The sequence below is a fragment of the Paenibacillus sp. FSL R7-0179 genome (genome assembly GCF_038002265.1).
In the GTDB taxonomy this organism is placed as follows: Bacteria; Bacillota; Bacilli; order Paenibacillales; family Paenibacillaceae; genus Paenibacillus_AQ.
Window position 1 is genome coordinate 473,911 of sequence record NZ_JBBOCC010000001.1, and the last position, 17,887, is coordinate 491,797.

Below are 17,887 nucleotides of genomic sequence, written 5' to 3' on the forward strand. Positions count from 1 at the left end.
GTTTTCAGCATACATCCAGCCCGCACAGCCCCGTACAGGCCCATTGTATACTGTTTTCCGTATACATCCATTCCGCTCGTCCCCACACAACCCAATTGTATACTGTTTTTCGCATACATTCCGCCCACACATTTACGTTTGTGGTGGATAAGGTGCATGTAGAAGAGTTGAGGGGAAGCGGAAAGATGACTATAGTTTCCTTAACAACAAAACAACAATAAACGGCGCTTCCCTCGCCCAAGAGGGAGACGCCGTTTATCAGCATATAAATAACATGTAGTTTACATGATTTTCAGAAAACATAACTACCTTCGCCTAAAATCTATTAAAATTTTATATTATTCATTGTTTCCAGTTAAGATTTTATGCAACTTTAACAAATATTGACGAAAAATTGCGCTAGATTCATATTATCTCTATTATAATAGAGTACGAATGATATTTTATGGGGAGGTATACTCACATGAAACTTTCTTCACAATGCAGGAAGCCGCTCAGTCTGTTCCTGGCGGTAGCATTGCTATTAACCGGGATCTTCCCGGGATTGTCCACAGGCTCAGGGACGGCCTCGGCAGAGCCGATCATAGCAGCCGACACTGCTGCGGTCACTGCCGCCATCCAAGCTCCAGCGGTTACGGCATCCCCTGCCGCACGCACTAAGATCGCTACAGGGTCAAAGATTACTTTAAACACCTCTGTAACGGCAAGCGTGTACTACAGCGTCTATGCTGACAACAGCACTACCGCAGAAGTTGCAGACCAATTGTATACTGCCCCAATCAGCGTTCATTCCGGTATTACCTCTCTTAAGATTACAGCTTATTCCTTATTACCCGATTCAGAGAAAGGTCCAACATCCACTTTTGAATACAGCGTAGCCCCTGCACTCGCAGGTCTGAAGATTAACCAGATTCAAGGCGCAGGACATATCTCCCCTTATGTGGATGCTATGGTCACTAACGTTAAGGGAATCGTTACCTACATTAAGGATGCAGACAGCTTCTATATCCAGTCTGCGGCCGCTGATATGGATAACGATATCAAGACCTCGGAAGCCATTCAAATCTATCAGAAGGGAAAAAGCAGTGCCGTTAAACCAGGCGATGCAGTCACGGTAGACGGAGTTGTCAAGGAATTTGGCCGCACCGGACAATTATCTGCCACACAGATTACCGCCAGCCAAACCACGGTTGTCAGCAGCGGTAATCCGCTTCCGGCCCCCACCCTGCTGGGCACCGGCGGACGCCTCATCCCAACGGCTGTAATCGACGATGATGGCCTGAATCCGGCCAAGTTCGAGCCAGCCACCGATGCCATCGACTTCTATGAGAGCCTGGAAGGGATGCGGCTGGAGCTTGCCAAGCCGACCACCGTGGGCCCGGCAGTCTACTATGCTTCCAGCAGTACTTTTGAAATCCCGGTGGTGACCGTCAACGGTACGGGCAACACGACTGAAGTGACTTCCCCTGCCGGCGGACTGGTATTGACGGGTGCCGACTTTAACCCGCAGCGCCTGATTCTCTCGGTGAAGACCGCTCCGGTACTCACTACAGGCCAACAGTTCTTGGGCAATGTCACCGGTATTCTGACCTATGACTACGGCAAATTCCTGATTTCTACGGAAACAGACGGCCTGCCGGATGTCTCCCCAAGCAAGCTGAAGCGGGAAGTAACCTCCCTCTCTTCGGGAGAAGCGGACAAGCTCAATATTGCTTCTTTTAATATAGAGAACTTCTCCCAGCACAATGATCCAGCCAAAATCACCAACGTGGCTAAGGACATCGTCGTCAATCTCAAAACACCGGACATTATCGGCCTGACAGAAGTGCAGGATAACGATGGAACCGGCAAAGGCGGAACAGATGCCAGCGAAAGCTACAAAGCCCTGATCGCTGCCATTACAGCCATTGACGGCGGTGCATCTAACTATGGTTACACGGATATCGCCCCGCAGAACAACCAGGATGGCGGCGTTCCAGACGGCAATATCCGCTCAGGCTTCCTGTACAATATGAACCGCGTCACTCTGAAACCGGGCACACCCGGAACAGCTACAGACGCTGTGAGCTATGCCGCAGGCTCTGGCCTCAGCCTGAATCCGGGCCGCATTGATCCGGAGAATGAAGCCTTCAAAGAGTCGCGCAAGCCGCTGGCTGCCGAGTTCCTTTTCGGGGGTAAAGAAATTATCGTCATTGCTAATCACTTCAACTCCAAGAGCAGCGACAGCTATCTGTTCGGTTCCGTTCAGCCTCCGGTCTTCTCGACTGAAATTCAGCGGGCCAAGATTGCCAAGGTGGTAGGCAGCTTCGCTGAGGATGTGCTTCAGAAGAACCCTAAGGCCAATCTTGTCGTGCTGGGCGATCTGAATGACTTCCAGTTCTCAGATACGCTCAATATCCTCAAGGGCAGTGCACTTACGAATCTTGTAAATACCCTGCCGCTGAATGAACGGTATTCCTACAACTTCCAGGGCAACTCCCAGACGCTGGATCATATCCTCGTCAATAACCGGCTGGCTTCTGCCAGCAAGCTTGATATCGTGCATATTAATGCCGATTTTGCAGATCCGGGAGATTATCCGAAGGGCACTGTATCTGATGCCGACGGCATCCGGATCAGCGACCATGACCCGCTGCTCGCACAGATTGACTTCGGTACTACAGATTTCAATCTGCGCGTCCTGCATACGAACGATACCCATAGCCATCTGGAGAATATCACCAAGCGTACCTCCGCCATCAGCAGTGAACGGACAGGCAATACGGTGCTGCTGGATGCGGGTGACGTCTTCTCCGGAACCCTGTATTTCAACCAGTTCAAGGGTCAGGCAGACATCAAATTCATGAACAATATCGGCTATGATGCGATGACCTTCGGCAATCATGAGTTTGACATGAATAAGGAGAATCCGGAAATCCTGCGGAATTTCGTGACGGCGGCCAAGTTCCCGTTCGCCAGCTCCAATATTGATTTCACTACGAAGGGCAGCGAGCTTGCCGATCTCTATCATGAGATGACCGGTATTCTTGAGACAGATGAGACCAAGAGTACGGCCAAAGACGGCCATATTTACCCTTCTGTCATCAAGGACGTCTATGGAGAGAAGGTCGGAATCTTCGGCTTGACAACTGAGGATACCGTTGGCCTGGCGTCTCCCGGCGACAAGATTATTTTCAAGGATCATGTAGACAGCGCGAAGCGTACCGTCAAGGCGCTTGAAGACCAGGGCATCAACAAGATTATCGCCGTCACACATCTGGGGTACACAGTGGATCAGGAGCTGGCCAAGGCCGTTCCGGGGATCGACATTATTGTCGGCGGACATTCCCATACGAAGATCGATAACCCGCCAACTCCTGTGGTAATTGCAGGTACGGACAAGAAGGTCCTGATTGTGCAGACCGGCGAATACAGCCAGTTCCTCGGTGAGCTGGATGTGACCTTTAATGACCAAGGCGAGGTTAAGGCTTATCAAGGCAAATTGCTGGATGTGAATCTGTTCGGTGAAGATGCTGCTGCCAAAAAAATTCTTGCCCCATACGATGCTGAATTGGAAACAGTCCGTAGCCAGGTTGTAGGCCGCTCGGACGTTGATCTCTACACCAACCGTGACATTGACGGGAAATCCGTCCGTGTGGTGCGTAAGGAAGAGACCCCAATCGGCAACATGATTGCTGACAGTGTTGCGGAGAAAGTAACCGAGCTAATGCCTAACTTCGTGTCCAAGGAGGACCAGAGTACGATCAAAGGCGTCGTCGCCATCCAGAACGGCGGAGGCATTCGCGCAGCGATTGACAAGGGCGATATTACGATGGGCGAGGTGTTGACCACACTCCCATTCAATAACAGCCTGGTTGCCCTGAAGGTCACTGGCGCAGAGATCATCTCTTCCCTGGAGAACGCAGTCAGCGGCCTGGAGTCCGACCAGGGACGGTTCGCTCATGTCTCAGGGATGAAATACACGTATGATTCGACCAAAAAGCCGGAGATTGTGAGTTCTTTGACCGGTCAGGTGACCCAGACCGGGGAGCGCATCATCTCCGTTGAGATCAAGCAGGCGGACGGGACTTATCTGCCGGTTGATCCGGCAGGCTATTATATTCTGTCCACGAACTCCTTCATGGCTGGCGGCGGAGACTTCTACCGTGCACTGGCTTCAGCCAAGGCGGATGGACGTTATTACGAGCTGGGCCTGCCTGACTTTGAGGTGCTGCTGGCTTATCTGAAGAACCATAAACCGGTCACCTCCAAGCTTGAAGGACGGATCACTGATCTGAAGGGAGCCGCTCCAAATCCAAGTCCGACTACAACACCGGCACCAACCACGAATCCGGGAGGATCTAATCCGGGAGGCTCCGGGGGAGTGACGCCTACGGCAACGCCATCGGCCACCCCTGCTCCAAGCGCGGGAGCAGCGCCGCAGATTACCACATTTACTGCAGCGGATCTCACCGCTAAGCTTGCAGCCCTGCCCGCCGGTACGAATGAGCTGAAGCTTCCGCTCACGGCTTCAGCAGGCGGCGCCCAGGCTGTGCTGCCAGGCAGCGTGCTGGTGCAGCAGGCGGCGGCACAACCGGACACAGTGTTGACCTTCATCTCTACCGGCGGTGCTTCTTATTCCCTGCCGCTGAGTCTTATCAACGGGACGGCTCTGGCCGCCCGGCTTGGCACCAGTGATTTCACAATTACCGTATCATTGCTTCAGGCAGATACCGCTATACTGGACAGCCTGAACAAAGCTATCGCCGCGCAGGCAGGTACGATCACTGTTGCTGCACCAGTCATTGAATTCAGTGTTACTGCCCAGGCAGGCACTACAAGCGTTCCGCTGAACAGCTTCGGCAGCATTTATGTGAAGCGGACCCTCACGGCTACAGGTGCACTTGATGCCAAGGGCGCGACCGGTGTCGCCTTTGACCCGGCCACAGGTAAGCTATCCTTCGTGCCTTCGGTCTTCGCTAGTCCGGCAGACGGACATACGGAAGTAACGATCAAGCGCAACAGCAACAGCTATTATACTGTGGTGAAGTCATCCAAGACCTTCGGTGACACTACCGGACACTGGGCACAATCCGCTATTGAGCTGCTGGCCTCGAAGCTGGTGATTACCGGCACCAGCAGTACCGCTTTCTCGCCTGCCCAGTCCATAACACGGGCCGAGTTCGCAGCGTTGATTACCCGTTCCCTGGGCCTTGCCCCGGCAGCAACAGCAACGGCCTTCAGTGACGTCCGTGCAGGCGCATGGTACACGGATGCTGTACAGACCGCGGCTTCCGCAGGTCTGATTACCGGATATACCGACGGCAGCTTCAAGCCGGGCAGCCCGATTACCCGGCAGGAGATGGCAGCCGTCCTGTCCAAAGCCATGAAATACACCGGCAAGACCCTGACGTCCGATCCGGCTGTACTGGCTAAATTCCGCGATGCCTCAAGCATCCCGGCCTGGTCCAGAGCAGCGGTAGCAGAGATCGCCGCCGCAGGCATTATTCAGGGAACCCCTGATGGTGCGTTCGCTCCGGCGAAGCTGGCTACCCGTGCGGAAGCAGCTACGATGCTGGAGAAGACCTTGAAGTCGCTGCAATTCATTAACTAACACACGCACGCCACAGCGTTATACGAGGTTTAAATCAGTAAAGGCGGTTCCCAAGGCGCATGATGCGCTGCGGGAACCGCCTTTTTTGATAGATAAGTATTTTTATGTTTTGGAGTCCCCGCAAAGCGCCTGAGCCACATCCTCCGTCAAAAGAATCATTTGCCAAAGAAGAAATGTTCGTTTATTATAAAACTAATAAATGTTCTATATATATAGAACCAACACCTTTACCACACCAGAAAGCAGGAATTCCTTATGGAATATAAATTAACTGTAGACTTCGCGCCTATATATGAATGTATTACCAGCCTCAACGCTTTTATCGGCAAGCAAAATCATACGGCTATGGATGCCGGTACTCCCTGGGTCCGCCAGGTCCAGACGCAGTTCGCCCCTGTCATGCTCCAGCGTATGAAGGAGGTGTTGAAGCTCACCGATGATTTCAGTCTATCCCCCTACATCTGGAGCTGTCCCGGAGAGCGTACGCCGGAGGAATTCCTGCATTGGTTCGAAGAATTGTCACCGGGAGAGCTCTACGACATTGCCGGGAGATTCGGGCAGAGTGTGCCTGCGAATCTTGCCGGGCTGCGGGATGCTGCGGCTGAAGTGATCCGGGTGTGGAATGACAGCTACTTCAGCAGCATTGATCCGGCCATTATAGAAGGGTTAAGGCAGGAGGCCGGAGCACGCGCAGCGATGCTGAACGGCACGAATGATATGGCCGTCTACGAGGCAGCTACCGAAGGGATGCGGCTCTATCCGTCGGAGACACTGAAGCATGTTATTATCACTCCGCAGTATCATGCCCGTCCGCTGGTCATCTCCTCTCAATATGATGAGTTTGTGTTCACCAGCTACTCCTGCGATGCGCTACCACCCGGAGAAGGACGTCCTGCTGCCGCGCTCCTGCGGCTTACCCGGGCGTTATCAGATGAGACCCGGCTGTTCATTCTCCGGCAGCTTACCGGACGACAGATGAATTTCACAGAGATTGTGAAAGCAGTTAAGCTGTCCAAAAGCACGATTCACTACCACCTGATCGCGCTGCGCGCTGCAGGTCTGGTCATCGTTCACACCAGCGGCAAAAGTGTCTCCTACAGCCTGCGGCTGGAGGCTCTGGATGATCTGCCCGGGCAAATTGAGGATTACCTGAAGGGGTGAGCGGGTTGCAGAAACGGAGCTATTACGGATTGTTATCCACAGTTTCACTCAGCGCCTTCGGCGATGCCTTTGGGCTGCTGGCCATGGAGTGGCTGGTCTATGACCTGACCGGCTCCAAGGTTGCGATGGGGGCGCTTGCGCTCAGCTCCATGATTCCTGAGCAGGTGCTCCGCCTGCTCGGCTCGCCGCTGTCCGACCGGCTGCCCCGCGTGCGCTTCATGGCCTGTCTTGCCGTGCTGCGGCTGCTGGCGCTCCTGCTTCCGCTCGGCATGGGACTCGCCGGCCATCTCCAGCTCTGGCAGTTGTTCGCGGCCGCCAGCCTGAGCGGAGCCTGCTCCGCGCTGTTCCTGCCGACGGCTATGGCTATTATCCCCGGGATCGCCGGGACCGGCAAGCTGATGCGCGCCTTCGCCATCATTGACGGCTGCAAGGGGGCCGCCGCACTGCTTGGACCGGCGCTTGCCGGCATCCTGACCGCGGCCAGCGGGGCTTTGCCGGCGCTCGGGGTCAATGCCGTCTGTTATATGGCTGCAATCGCCATGCTGCTGTGGCTGCCCCGGATGAGCAAGCCCGCCGGTCCGCCTGCTGCCGTCTCCGTGTCCGGCTATCTGCGGGAGGTGGCCGAAGGCTTCTCGTTCTACCGGCGCTTCCCGGCCATGCTGACGATCATGATGATGGCTGCCGTCAGCAACCTTAGCTCCACAGCTATATGGACGATGATGGTCCCTTATGTCCGCGAGGTGCTGCACCGCGATGCGGCGGCTGTAGGCACGCTATCTACAGTGTCTGCGTTTGGCTATCTCGCCGGACTCGGGGCCATCTCCATCATGGGTGAGATTAAACAGCGGCGTGCCGTCATGCTTGGCAGCCTGGGCTTATCGGGCATCGTCACCATGCTGTGGGGCTTCATCCCCAGCTATGCCTTCGCCTTGTTCGCCGTATTCGCCGCAGGACTGATGGGGCCCTTCTTCAGCTCCTTAAGCTCGTCCCTGCACGGACGGCTCGTGCCCGGCCAGCTTCAGGGCCGGGTGAATTCGGTCCGCTTCCTGATTGGCGGGAGCCTGTCGCCGATTGGCGCCCTGGCAGCGGGTACGGTCGCCGAGCTGTATGGAGTTCCTGTGCTTTTGCTTGCTGCAGGCCTGCTTCCGGCGCTGTATGCCGGAGTGGCCCTGCGCCTGCCCGGCCTGAAAGCGCTGGATGGCGACCTGTCTGTGCTGGAGCAGCGGGACCGCCAGCGCCAGGAGGCTGCGCTGACGGGTAATGTCTCTGTGTAGATGAACCCAAGGAGCTAGCAATGTTACACTTTGTGCTGGATCTCCGCGCAGGTTACTCCTATGGAGTCCTAGTACAGTGCCAGATTTAAAAGGGTGGATAAGCTTTTGAAACTCAGGTGTTCGTGTAATGAAACCCTATCATCCCAAAAATCTAACGGACCGAAGAGACCTTATCCTCACGAGAACGCCACCTTTTGCAGCGTAACGGACTCAGTGGAGCTTATCGTCTTTCTGCGAGACGTTTTGGAGCTGAATTGCAGGGGATAAGGTCCTTACGGTCCGCTAATCGCCCAAGTGATGACTTTCTTCCTGGATAAGAGCACCTCAGTCCGTTACGAAAATCCAAGCGTACCCAAAAAAGATAAAATCTGTATATTGAAAAATATGTAATTTTAAGAGTGATTTATTCTACTCCATTATTTCAAATCTGATGAGGTACTAGCAGTATTGCACTTCATGCAGGATTTTTCTAAATTTGTTACTGGATACGGCACATTGTTGCAACTTTTGCAGGAATTCGAACGATTACGGGCTATCGGGAGCTGGATTGTTGCATTTCGTGCAGGATTTCCGCCCAGGTCGCCCCTCTAGAGCCGACAGTGTTGCACTTCATGCAGGATCTCCGCCCTCGTCGCTCCTATCGTGCTGCATTGTTGCACTTTATGCAGCGCTTCCGCCCAGGCCTTGCCCCGCCCCATGCCAAACAGGCGATGCCACATGCGCATCGCCTGTTTATCGTAACTGCACCTGCTGTGCTGCTATCCAGTAACTGCCGCTTAGGACTCCAGGCCGCCCTCACTAGTCACATAATGACTGGTATCTCCGTGCAGCACGATCTCCGGCACGCCGTCTGTAATATCAATTCTGCATAGGCAGGTAGGGTGGATGTAGGGCAGATCCCACAGCTTCTCCATGGCACGGTCTTCAAAATAAGCCATCAGCACCTTCACTACTACCGTATGGGTGGCAATGAGAATCGTGCCGCCTTCATGCCGGTGGATGAGTTCCCGCAGCTTGCCGAGTGCACGCTCCTGCACGGCGGCGAAGGTCTCGCCGCCCTTGATGCTGAACAGCGCCGGGTCACCCCAGAATAGCTGGTGCTGCTCCGGGTACTGCTCCTCCAGCTCACCGGCCTCCCGGCCTTCCCAGACGCCAAGGTTAATCTCTTTGAATTCGTCATAGGCGGTAAGCGGGATCTCCCGGCCGCCCCGGATAATCTCTGCCGTCCGCAGCGCCCGGGGGCTGGAGCTGGCATAGACCGCGTCCAGATGGACATCCTGCATAGCCTGACTTAACCACTCTGCCTGTTGCACCCCAAGCGGTGTAAGTGGCGAATCCTGATGGCCCTGCATCCGCTTCTGCACATTCCATTCCGTCTGCCCGTGTCTTGTAATATACACCGTAGTAGTCATGAACTCTGATTCCCCTTTACCCAATTATGTATCGATGTTTACATCATGCCGCTCCGGCATCACACCAGCCTCTGCCCGCCGTATCCGCAAGGTCTACCTGCGGCTGCGCTCCAGCCACTTCACCCCATAATCGACTATCTCCCGCTGCGGGACCAGCTGCGCCGCAGATGCTGCAATGAAGCCCTTGGCAATCTGCCCGGTCTCCTTGTCAAAGTCCGCGCCAAGCTGAGCGAAATCATCCGAATTCCAGTTGTAATCGCTGAACTCTACCCATTGCCGGGCACCGTCTACCAGCATCGGAGCGCCTGCGATCACTTCCTGCTTCCCGGCATAATCCGCCCGGTGCTCCGCCAGATGCAGCGAGGTGTTGTTCCCATGGTCCACGCCCAGCAGCAGCACGCTTCCACCCAGCTCATAGATCCGGGCCAGCGGCGAACGCTCTCCGAAGGCATATTCCAGGCCATGGCCGTCAATAATGACATCCCGGTGCTTCCCCCAGGCGGCAAAAGAATCAATCGGATGGCTGCTGCGCCGCACGCCCCGCTGCTTGCGGAAGCAGTCCGGGATAATCCCCATGCCGCGAATAGGCGTCAGGTCCGGGTCATACGCCGGCATATGCTCCCGGATCTCCGGCCACCAGGCCTCCGGCACCGGCGGTCTGCTCCAGCCTGACGGATCGGTCAGATCCGAGGATTGCGTCGGCATCACCAGTGTCCCTTCCTCGCCCAGCACCTGCTCCAGCGCGAGGATCACGGCAACGGGTCCGCCGGCCACCCACTGCCCGAGTGACTTGAAGGAGGAATGCAGCAGCAGCGTCATGCCCTCCTGCACACCCAGCCGCCGGAAATCGGCGGCCAGCCTATCTGCCGTAATCAGTGTTCCTTGGATCTCTTCCATACAAATACCTCCAGACCTTCCATCTATCCTATCATAGATCACAAGTGGAAACGACTTTGCCGTCCTTTTAAGGACGGTATCGTTCCAGTGAGAAATAGAAGGATAATTTATCATGTGAAACATATGAATTCTTATATTTGAACCGCAAGTCTTGTTACCCGGACCTAATCCTATGCCTGCCATCATTCCTGCCTCTGCCCTAACCCTAAGACTCCTTATCCTCAGCCTGTCCGGGATAACGTCCCATCAGCAGCTTGGCCCGGTATTCCCCGGGAGAGATGCCCTCCAGCTCCTTGAATACCCGCGCGAACTGCTTGCTGTTCTCAAAGCCGACGGACTCGGAGACGGAGGCCAGCTTGACCCGGTTATCGGCCAGCAGCTCTTTGGCGTGGCCGATGCGGACTTTTTTGAGATACAGCACGAAGCTCTCCCCGGTATAAGCCTTGAACGCCTCACTGAAATAAGAATAGTTGAGAGACACGTAATTACTGACCATCGCCATGTTCAGCGGGCGGGCGTAGTTCGCTTCGATATAGGCCATGGCTTCCTCCATATCGGCATGCTCAGTATGAGCAGATTTGATGCCTATAATATAATCGTTAACGCTTAGAAGCAGATGCTCCAGCGCACGGTAATAGTCGTGGAAATGGCGGAAATTATGCAGGTTGCCCACTTGGCGGTAGAGCTTCAGTACCTCCACCGAAGCTTCGCCGTGTGTACGGAACACCTCATCCAATACACGTTCATTCATACTCCGCCCTACATTCTCCAGGTAACTCAGATCCAGCCTCAGCAGATGCTCCGTCTGGAAAATAACCCCAAGCAGCGCCTTGATCTCCTTCTCCCGCCCGGTTCCCAGCATATTGAGCAGCTTGCGCAGCTCCTCCTCCGGGAGCGGGAAGCTCAGCCGTCCGGCCTGAATATCCGCATAGTCCACGAAGCTGGCCTGCGGCGACAGGAAGGTGTATTGCAGCGCCCGGCAAGCCTCCAGATAACAGGTACGGAACTGGTCGGCGCTGCGGCTCTCCCTGCTGATTCCGAGCAGCAGCCGCGTAAGCTCCTTGGACTCTGCCTTCCTGGCCAGCTCCAGGAAGCTCTCCCCCTCTCCGACAAGCACCAGCTTGCCGTCCCCGTCTGTCAGAATCTCCGTGAATTTGTGCTCCAGCGGTCCGCTCAGCTGCTCCAGCAGCCCTTGCACTTCTGCCGGCTTCATCCGTGTACCGTCACTGTGATGATAGTTCAGCACCCCTACTGTAAAAGGCAGCGTCAGCCCCGCAAGCTCCTCCTGCTGGGCCGCCGATACCTCGCCCTCCTGCTGCATCAGCAGACTGCGCAGACGGGCCGCCCGCAGCTCGCGGCGGTAGCCCTCTGTTTCCTGCAGCTGCTTATGGCTGCTGGATTCCCGCTCCGCCACTTCCTTAGCTATGCGTTCGAGAATCTCGAACAGCTCCTCGCGGCGGATCGGCTTCAGCAGATAGTCCTTGACGCGGTAGCGGATCGCGCTTTTGGCATATTCGAAATCATCATGACCGCTGAGAATAATGACAGCCGGAGCTCCGCCCGCCCCTGCTTCCGCAGACAGCCGCGCCAACAGCGTAATCCCGTCCATGATCGGCATCCGGATATCCGTAATAATCACATCCTGCCGTTCCCGCTTGTACTGCTCCAGTGCCTCTGCACCGTTTCCTGCCATCGATATATTGTAGACCGACGGATATTCCCGTTCGATCATCGCCTTCAGACCTTGACGGATCATTCTCTCATCATCCACAATCATCAGATTTGTCATCGCTGATTATCCCCCGTCAATAGAACTTTGGGCAGAGACATATACACCGCTGTCCACTTCCCTGCTTCGCTCTGCACTTCCAGTCCATAGGCTTCCCCGTAAAAGAGCTGCAGCCGCTGATGCACATTGCGCAGCCCGACGCCTCCCGCCTTATATCCGCCGCTGCTGATCCCGGAGGCGTCCGCTCCAGGCTCCTCCTTCGCATAAATCGCCTCATGCAGCTCTACCAGCTGCTCCTGCGTCAGCCCCAGCCCATTATCGCGCAGGACAATGAAGATATCCCCCTCCGCCTCTGTAAGCTCGATCTTCACAATCCGGTCCGTTAACTCCACGCCGTCTGCATTCCAGGCATGCTTCACGCTGTTCTCAACAATCGGCTGCAATGACATCTTAAGCACCTCCACTTCCAGATAAGCGCTGTCAATATGAAGCTCCAATTGAATGGTGTGTTCGAACCTGATATTCATGACCTCTATATAATTCTCGATGTGGCGAAGCTCGTCTCTCAGCTTCACATATTCCCCGGTCCACTTGAAATTATAACGCATCATCCCGCCCAGCCGGGTCAGTGCATCCGAGATGGTCCGCTGGTTCTCAATTTCGGCCAGCATCTTGATATTCTCCAGCGTATTGTAGAGGAAATGGGCATCGATCTGATTATGCAGCGTCCGCAGCTCCGCTTCCTTGGACAGCGCCTGCTTATAGACCGCCTGGGCAACCAGCGTATTGATCGTATTCATGAGCTTGGAGAAATGATGCGCCAGCTCTCCGACCTCCCCGCCCCCGCTGACCTTAATACTGCCATACGGCTCGCCCCGGCGTACCTTCTTCATCGTCTCTGTCAGGCGGCGGAGATTCTTCAGAATGAATGCATTCAGCACATACGTAATCGCCGTAACCAGGAAAATAAAACCGATATTCACCCCGATAATCAAATTGCGGGTCCGCGAAATATCCTTCATCAGGCCTTTCATCGAGACCACCGTGACCAGGGAGGCATCAATCTGCTCCACCGGTGCCTGAATCAGCAGGTACGAATTCCCATTCTCCTTGTAATCCATCTCCCATTCCCCGGTCTTGCGGTAGACAGCCAGCCGCTCCTTAATCGCTGCGCTCAGCCCGGAATCAGTGGTCAGGAAGGAGTTGTCGGTACGCGTGAACAGATTCAGCGCATCATCGACAATGACCATCTGGGATTCGTTATCCTGCACAGAGGTATAAGTCTTGGGCGTGAACTTGCTCAGCAGCATATCCACCTGGACCATCCCGATATGATTCCCTGCCGGAATACTGATTTCCCGCAGCACGGATACCTTCGGCTGACCTTGCCCGCCTCCCCCCGAGGAGCGCTGCATCAGATCGATGTCCGTATTCTGAAAGGACCAGAGATTCCGCCTTCCTTCCAGCTTCATGGCCTGCTGGAACCAGGGCTCCATCGACACCCGGGATTCACGGAAAATAACCGGCCATATCTCATACACATTCGGACTGGCAGAGAACAGATAGAGATGCTCGATATTCGGATTGTTGAACTGAATCTGGCTGAAATTCAAAAAGGTAGTCGTATTGAAATCAATCAGCTCACGCAGGGTTGGATCATCCTCACTGATCAGGTAATCCCGCACACTTTTATCGCTATACGCCATCTGAAGCGCCCGTTCCATGGCCTCAATCTGGTTGAGTACATGCATTCTCTCCATTTGCAGCAGATAGCTGTTCTTCTCAATTGAATCCCGCATATAGGTGTTGTTGATTTCCTTATACGAATAGAAGGACACCAGCAGGCTGGGTCCCAGAATAATGAAGATATAGGCCGCAATCAGCCGGCTCTGCAGTGACCTCCGCCCCCACCAGTAGTGGAAGGAGTGCCATAACGCCCCTGTTCTCTCTCGCATGCTCACCTCTTGAAAATAACCCAAAAGCCCGCAGTCGCGGGCATTTGGGTCTGATATTTAAAAACTTACATTCCGAGTTTTTTCTTGTTCTCTTCATATTTCGTCTGGCGGTAGGCATCGAAGGTCGCTTGGCCTTCCTTTTCCTTCTTCGCAATATATTCCGTCCAGATCTTGTCGAATTCCGCATCGGAATCAGCCATCAGCAGCTTCGGCATCGTTTTGCCGCGGAGCTGTTTCAGCTTGGTAGCGATAATACCTTCCGGTGAGTTACCCGTAGGATCGATTAACTGGAACTCCGAAGTATTGATCGACTTGCCTTTGGTCCAGTCTTCCAGTTGCTTGAACGGCTCAACCGATTCCGGCTTCCACTGGTCGGTAATATTCGTATTTTGCAGCATCCAGAAGGTGAAGGAAGAGCCGTATTGCTTATCGAAGGCTGCACGGTCGGAGTTCATGAGCTTATTCGCTTCAGGCAGGAACTGGTCCTTACCGTCAATTGTATCATAGCTGACCCCTTTTTCGCCCAGATAAAGATCCTTGTTGCCTTCTTCACTGTTCAGATAGCTGAGGAATTTGATCGCACGCGCCTTATCCTTAACATCCTTCGAGATCAGGGTTACGGTCCAGCCGGAGATCCCGGGGCCGTTCAGTGCAGGCTGATCCATCTTGGTGTTAGCCGGACCGTCTACTGCAATGTACACCTGCTCAGGGTTCTTCTGGAAAATCGTTCCGAGCTGGGAAGCAAAGTCTGTACGTTGATAGAGCATTGCGAAGTAGCGGCCCTGTACGATTTTCTCTTCCATTTGAGCACGCTTGTCAATGAAGATATCCTTCGCGAGCAAGCCGTCCTGGTTCGCCTGGCGGAGGGTCTTCATCCAGCGGACATACTCAGGGTCTGTCTCACGGTCATAGACCTTGCCGTCTTTTTCCCAAGGAATGTTCAGGAAGTTCTGAATGTAGCCTTCAAGGGAATCATTGCCGTTCTCGGTGAACTCATGCAGACCCAGCGGAATCAGCGGCTGCCCGTTCACTTCAGGGAATTTCTCCTGGGCTGCCTTCAGAGCGCCGAGGAAGCCTTCAGGTGTGCGCATATCCGGGCTGCCGATCGCTTCATAGATATCCTTGCGGACAGCGAAGGTCTGGTTCGAAATATAAGTATCACCATATTTTTCGTAGTCGGCAGGAGAAGAGGAGGAGTTAGGATAGCCGTAGACGTTACCGTCCGGCTGTGTGTACCAGCCCAGCTTATCTTTATCCGAGACCTTGAAGAAGTACGGGTCATATTCCTCAGCCAGCTTGTTCAGCGGAAGCACCAGCTCGCCTTCCACCATTTTTTTGATCGCATCTTCCCAGTAGCCGAGGGTGATGAAGTCAGGCAGCTTGCCGGAAGCAATCAGCGTATTCAGCTTTTCATTCTCATTGCCGGCAGGAACGATGAAGTTCACGTTAACGCCGGTCTTCTTCGTAATATATTGCGAAGTCGGGTCGACGCCCCACTTGTTGGCGAACCAGGCAAAGTTCAGGTACCAGTCGAAGGTGATTGGTGAAGTATCGCTTTTCCAGCCCGGCTCATCTGCATTCAGTGCAGGTGCTGCTGTTTCTGTGGCTGGTGCTTTGGTAGCTTCCGCATTCGCCGGTGTGTTGCTCCCTGCTGCGTTATTGCTGCTGGAGCAGCCTGCCGCCAAAGAGGTCAGCATTAGTCCTGCAAGCAGGAGACCCATTTTTTTTGGCTTATGTTTCATGCCCATTTGTTTACCCCTTTTCTAGAAAATAATAATTATAAGCTCAACCCCGTTGCCCATAAGACACCCGGGCGCTGGAGGAGTTACCTGATAACACGCAGATCATCAGCCCTTGATGGAGCCGATCATCATGCCTTTGACGAAATAACGCTGCAGGAACGGATAGACGAATACGATAGGCAGTGTAGTGACAACCATGGTTGCCAGCTTGATGGACTGGGACGTTACGGATCTTGTTGCCGCGTTACCCTGGACAGCCACCATCATGGTATTGGAGCTGGACTGGGCGACTACACGGAACAGATACGTCTGGATCGGCTGCAGATCCACATTGTTGATATAGATAATTCCGGCAAAATAATCATTCCATTGATACACGCCGTGGAACAGCGCAATGGTAGCAATGACCGGCATGGAGACCGGAAGGATAATCCGCAGGAAGATGGACCAGTCGTTGGCCCCGTCAATCCGGGCTGCTTCCTCCAGACCCTCGGGGATCTCCCGGAAGAAGGTCATGAAGATAATGAGATCGAAGAAGCTGAACATCACCGGAATGATATAGACCAGGAAGTTATCCAGCAGATGAAGGTCGCGGTTCAGCAGGAAGGTCGGAATCAGACCGCCGTTGAAGAACAGCGTAATGGTCCCGATCAGGATGTAGATTTTGCCGCCTACCAGATCCCTGCGGGATAAAGCATACGCCACCATTGCGGTGAAGAATACATGGACAGCGACACCAAGCACGGTCTTGGCTACCGTAATCCCCATGGCGAGCATAATGCCGGGACTTGCGAATACCGCCTCGAAATTCTTCAGCGTGATCATCCGCGGCCACCAGTAGATGCCGCCCAGCATGGCGTCGTTCCCGTCATTGAAGGAATTGACCAGCACATACCAGATCGGATACAGCGTCAGGAAGCAGACGCAGAGCATGACCAGATTATTGACGATATCAAAGATGGCTTCACCTTTGGTTTTACGTTTTAGAGCGAACATATATAGGTCCTCCTTGTCCTAGAACAGCGACGTGTCGTTGATTTTTTTGGATACCTGGTTGGCAATCAGCAGCAAAATCAGTGCTATAACCGCTTTGACCAGGGTGACCGCCGCAGAATAGGAGAAGCGGTTGGAGACAATACCCGTTTGATAGATATAGTAGTCAATTACATTAGAAGCACTGTCATTGAGTGAGTTCCGCAGGACCAAAATCTGGTCGAAGTTGGAATTCAGTACCCCGCTGACGGCCAGAACGAACAGAATGCTGATTGTTGCCCGGATGGCCGGCAGTGTGACAAACCACATTTTCTGGAATCGTCCTGCTCCGTCAATCGTTGCTGCTTCGTACATTTCCGGAGATACGCCGGCGATGGCCGCGAGATAGATAATGGCGGACCAGCCAAGCTCCTTCCAGATGTCGGAAGTAATAATAATGGTCCAGAAGTAACTGGGCTCAGCCAGATAGGTAATCGGCTTGTCAATCAGATTGAGCGCAAGCAGAATATTATTGATAATCCCTACATCAGCCAGCCAGGTAGCCAGAATCCCGCCAAGCACAACCCAGGACAGGAAATGCGGCAGATAGGAGATCGTCTGAATAGCCTTCTTGTACCTTATGGAACGGACCTCATTGAGGAACAGAGCGAATATGATCGGCAGCGGAAAACCGATGAACAGCTTGATTAAGCTTATGCCAAGCGTATTGCGGATGACATTCGGCAGATCCTCGTCAGCGAACAGCTCCCTGAAATGCTCCAGCCCTACCCATGGGGCTTCGGCAATCGACTTGACGATGTTATATTCCTTGAAGGAAATAATCAAGCCATAAATCGGGATGTAGTTGAATATAATCATCCAGACTACGCCGAGCAGGGCCATGGTCTGCAGATGACGCTGGGCTACAAACTTCCTCCACAGAGTGTTTTTGCGACCTGAACCGGTTTCGATTGACGCCGGAATGAGCGGCCCCATGGCCGGATTCGGCTTGGTGTTACGTTTGTTCTCCATCGTATGGACCTCCAAAATACCTATCTTTATTGTGAAGCGTTTTCATCTCTATGTATGTATTGTATGCGTTTTAGGTATATGGTTAAAGGCCTCATTTTTCGTATTTAGGGGCTCATTTTT

The 17,887-nt window shown here is 53.8% G+C and carries 10 protein-coding genes; 3 read left to right on the forward strand and 7 right to left on the reverse strand.

Going from position 1 to position 17,887, the window contains the following annotated elements; genetic code table 11:
* Window positions 1-463: 463 nt before the first annotated feature.
* The 3 genes from MKX63_RS01990 to MKX63_RS02000 all read left to right on the forward strand — a co-directional run bounded on the left by MKX63_RS01990 (window position 464) and on the right by MKX63_RS02000 (window position 8,028).
* Window positions 464-5,593: an S-layer homology domain-containing protein gene (locus tag MKX63_RS01990; protein WP_341014915.1), complete on the forward strand. Its 5,130-nt coding sequence runs from the start codon at window positions 464-466 to the stop codon at window positions 5,591-5,593.
* 255 nt (window positions 5,594-5,848) lie between these two features.
* On the forward strand, window positions 5,849-6,754 hold the full coding sequence (locus MKX63_RS01995) for an ArsR/SmtB family transcription factor (RefSeq protein ID WP_341014917.1): 906 nt from the start codon (window positions 5,849-5,851) through the stop codon (window positions 6,752-6,754).
* A 5-nt stretch (window positions 6,755-6,759) separates the two neighbouring features.
* Complete coding sequence (locus MKX63_RS02000; protein WP_341014919.1) at window positions 6,760-8,028, forward strand: MFS transporter; 1,269 nt, start codon at window positions 6,760-6,762, stop codon at window positions 8,026-8,028.
* 776 nt (window positions 8,029-8,804) lie between these two features.
* Here MKX63_RS02000 and MKX63_RS02005 read toward each other — a convergent pair.
* The 7 genes from MKX63_RS02005 to MKX63_RS02035 form a co-directional block, all read right to left on the reverse strand.
* A complete protein-coding gene (locus MKX63_RS02005) occupies window positions 8,805-9,440 on the reverse strand; it encodes a histidine phosphatase family protein (protein WP_341014921.1) in 636 nt (211 codons plus the stop codon).
* A gap of 93 nt (window positions 9,441-9,533) precedes the next feature.
* Entirely contained in the window at window positions 9,534-10,337 is an 804-nt protein-coding gene (locus tag MKX63_RS02010; RefSeq protein ID WP_341014923.1) for an aminoglycoside N(3)-acetyltransferase, read from the reverse strand.
* Window positions 10,338-10,542: 205 nt separating this feature from the next.
* Window positions 10,543-12,126 carry a response regulator transcription factor gene (locus tag MKX63_RS02015; protein WP_341014925.1) on the reverse strand — a complete coding sequence of 528 codons (1,584 nt, stop codon included), beginning with the start codon at window positions 12,124-12,126 and terminating at the stop codon, window positions 10,543-10,545.
* Entirely contained in the window at window positions 12,123-14,021 is a 1,899-nt protein-coding gene (locus MKX63_RS02020) for a cache domain-containing sensor histidine kinase (protein ID WP_341014926.1), read from the reverse strand. Before MKX63_RS02020 ends, MKX63_RS02015 begins: the two co-directional genes overlap by 4 nt.
* Before the next feature lie 65 nt (window positions 14,022-14,086).
* Entirely contained in the window at window positions 14,087-15,769 is a 1,683-nt protein-coding gene (locus tag MKX63_RS02025; RefSeq protein WP_341014928.1) for an extracellular solute-binding protein, read from the reverse strand.
* Window positions 15,770-15,868: 99 nt separating this feature from the next.
* Complete coding sequence (locus MKX63_RS02030) at window positions 15,869-16,759, reverse strand: carbohydrate ABC transporter permease (protein ID WP_340757437.1); 891 nt, start codon at window positions 16,757-16,759, stop codon at window positions 15,869-15,871.
* An 18-nt stretch (window positions 16,760-16,777) separates the two neighbouring features.
* On the reverse strand, window positions 16,778-17,767 hold the full coding sequence (locus MKX63_RS02035; protein ID WP_341014930.1) for an ABC transporter permease: 990 nt from the start codon (window positions 17,765-17,767) through the stop codon (window positions 16,778-16,780).
* Window positions 17,768-17,887: the final 120 nt, after the last annotated feature.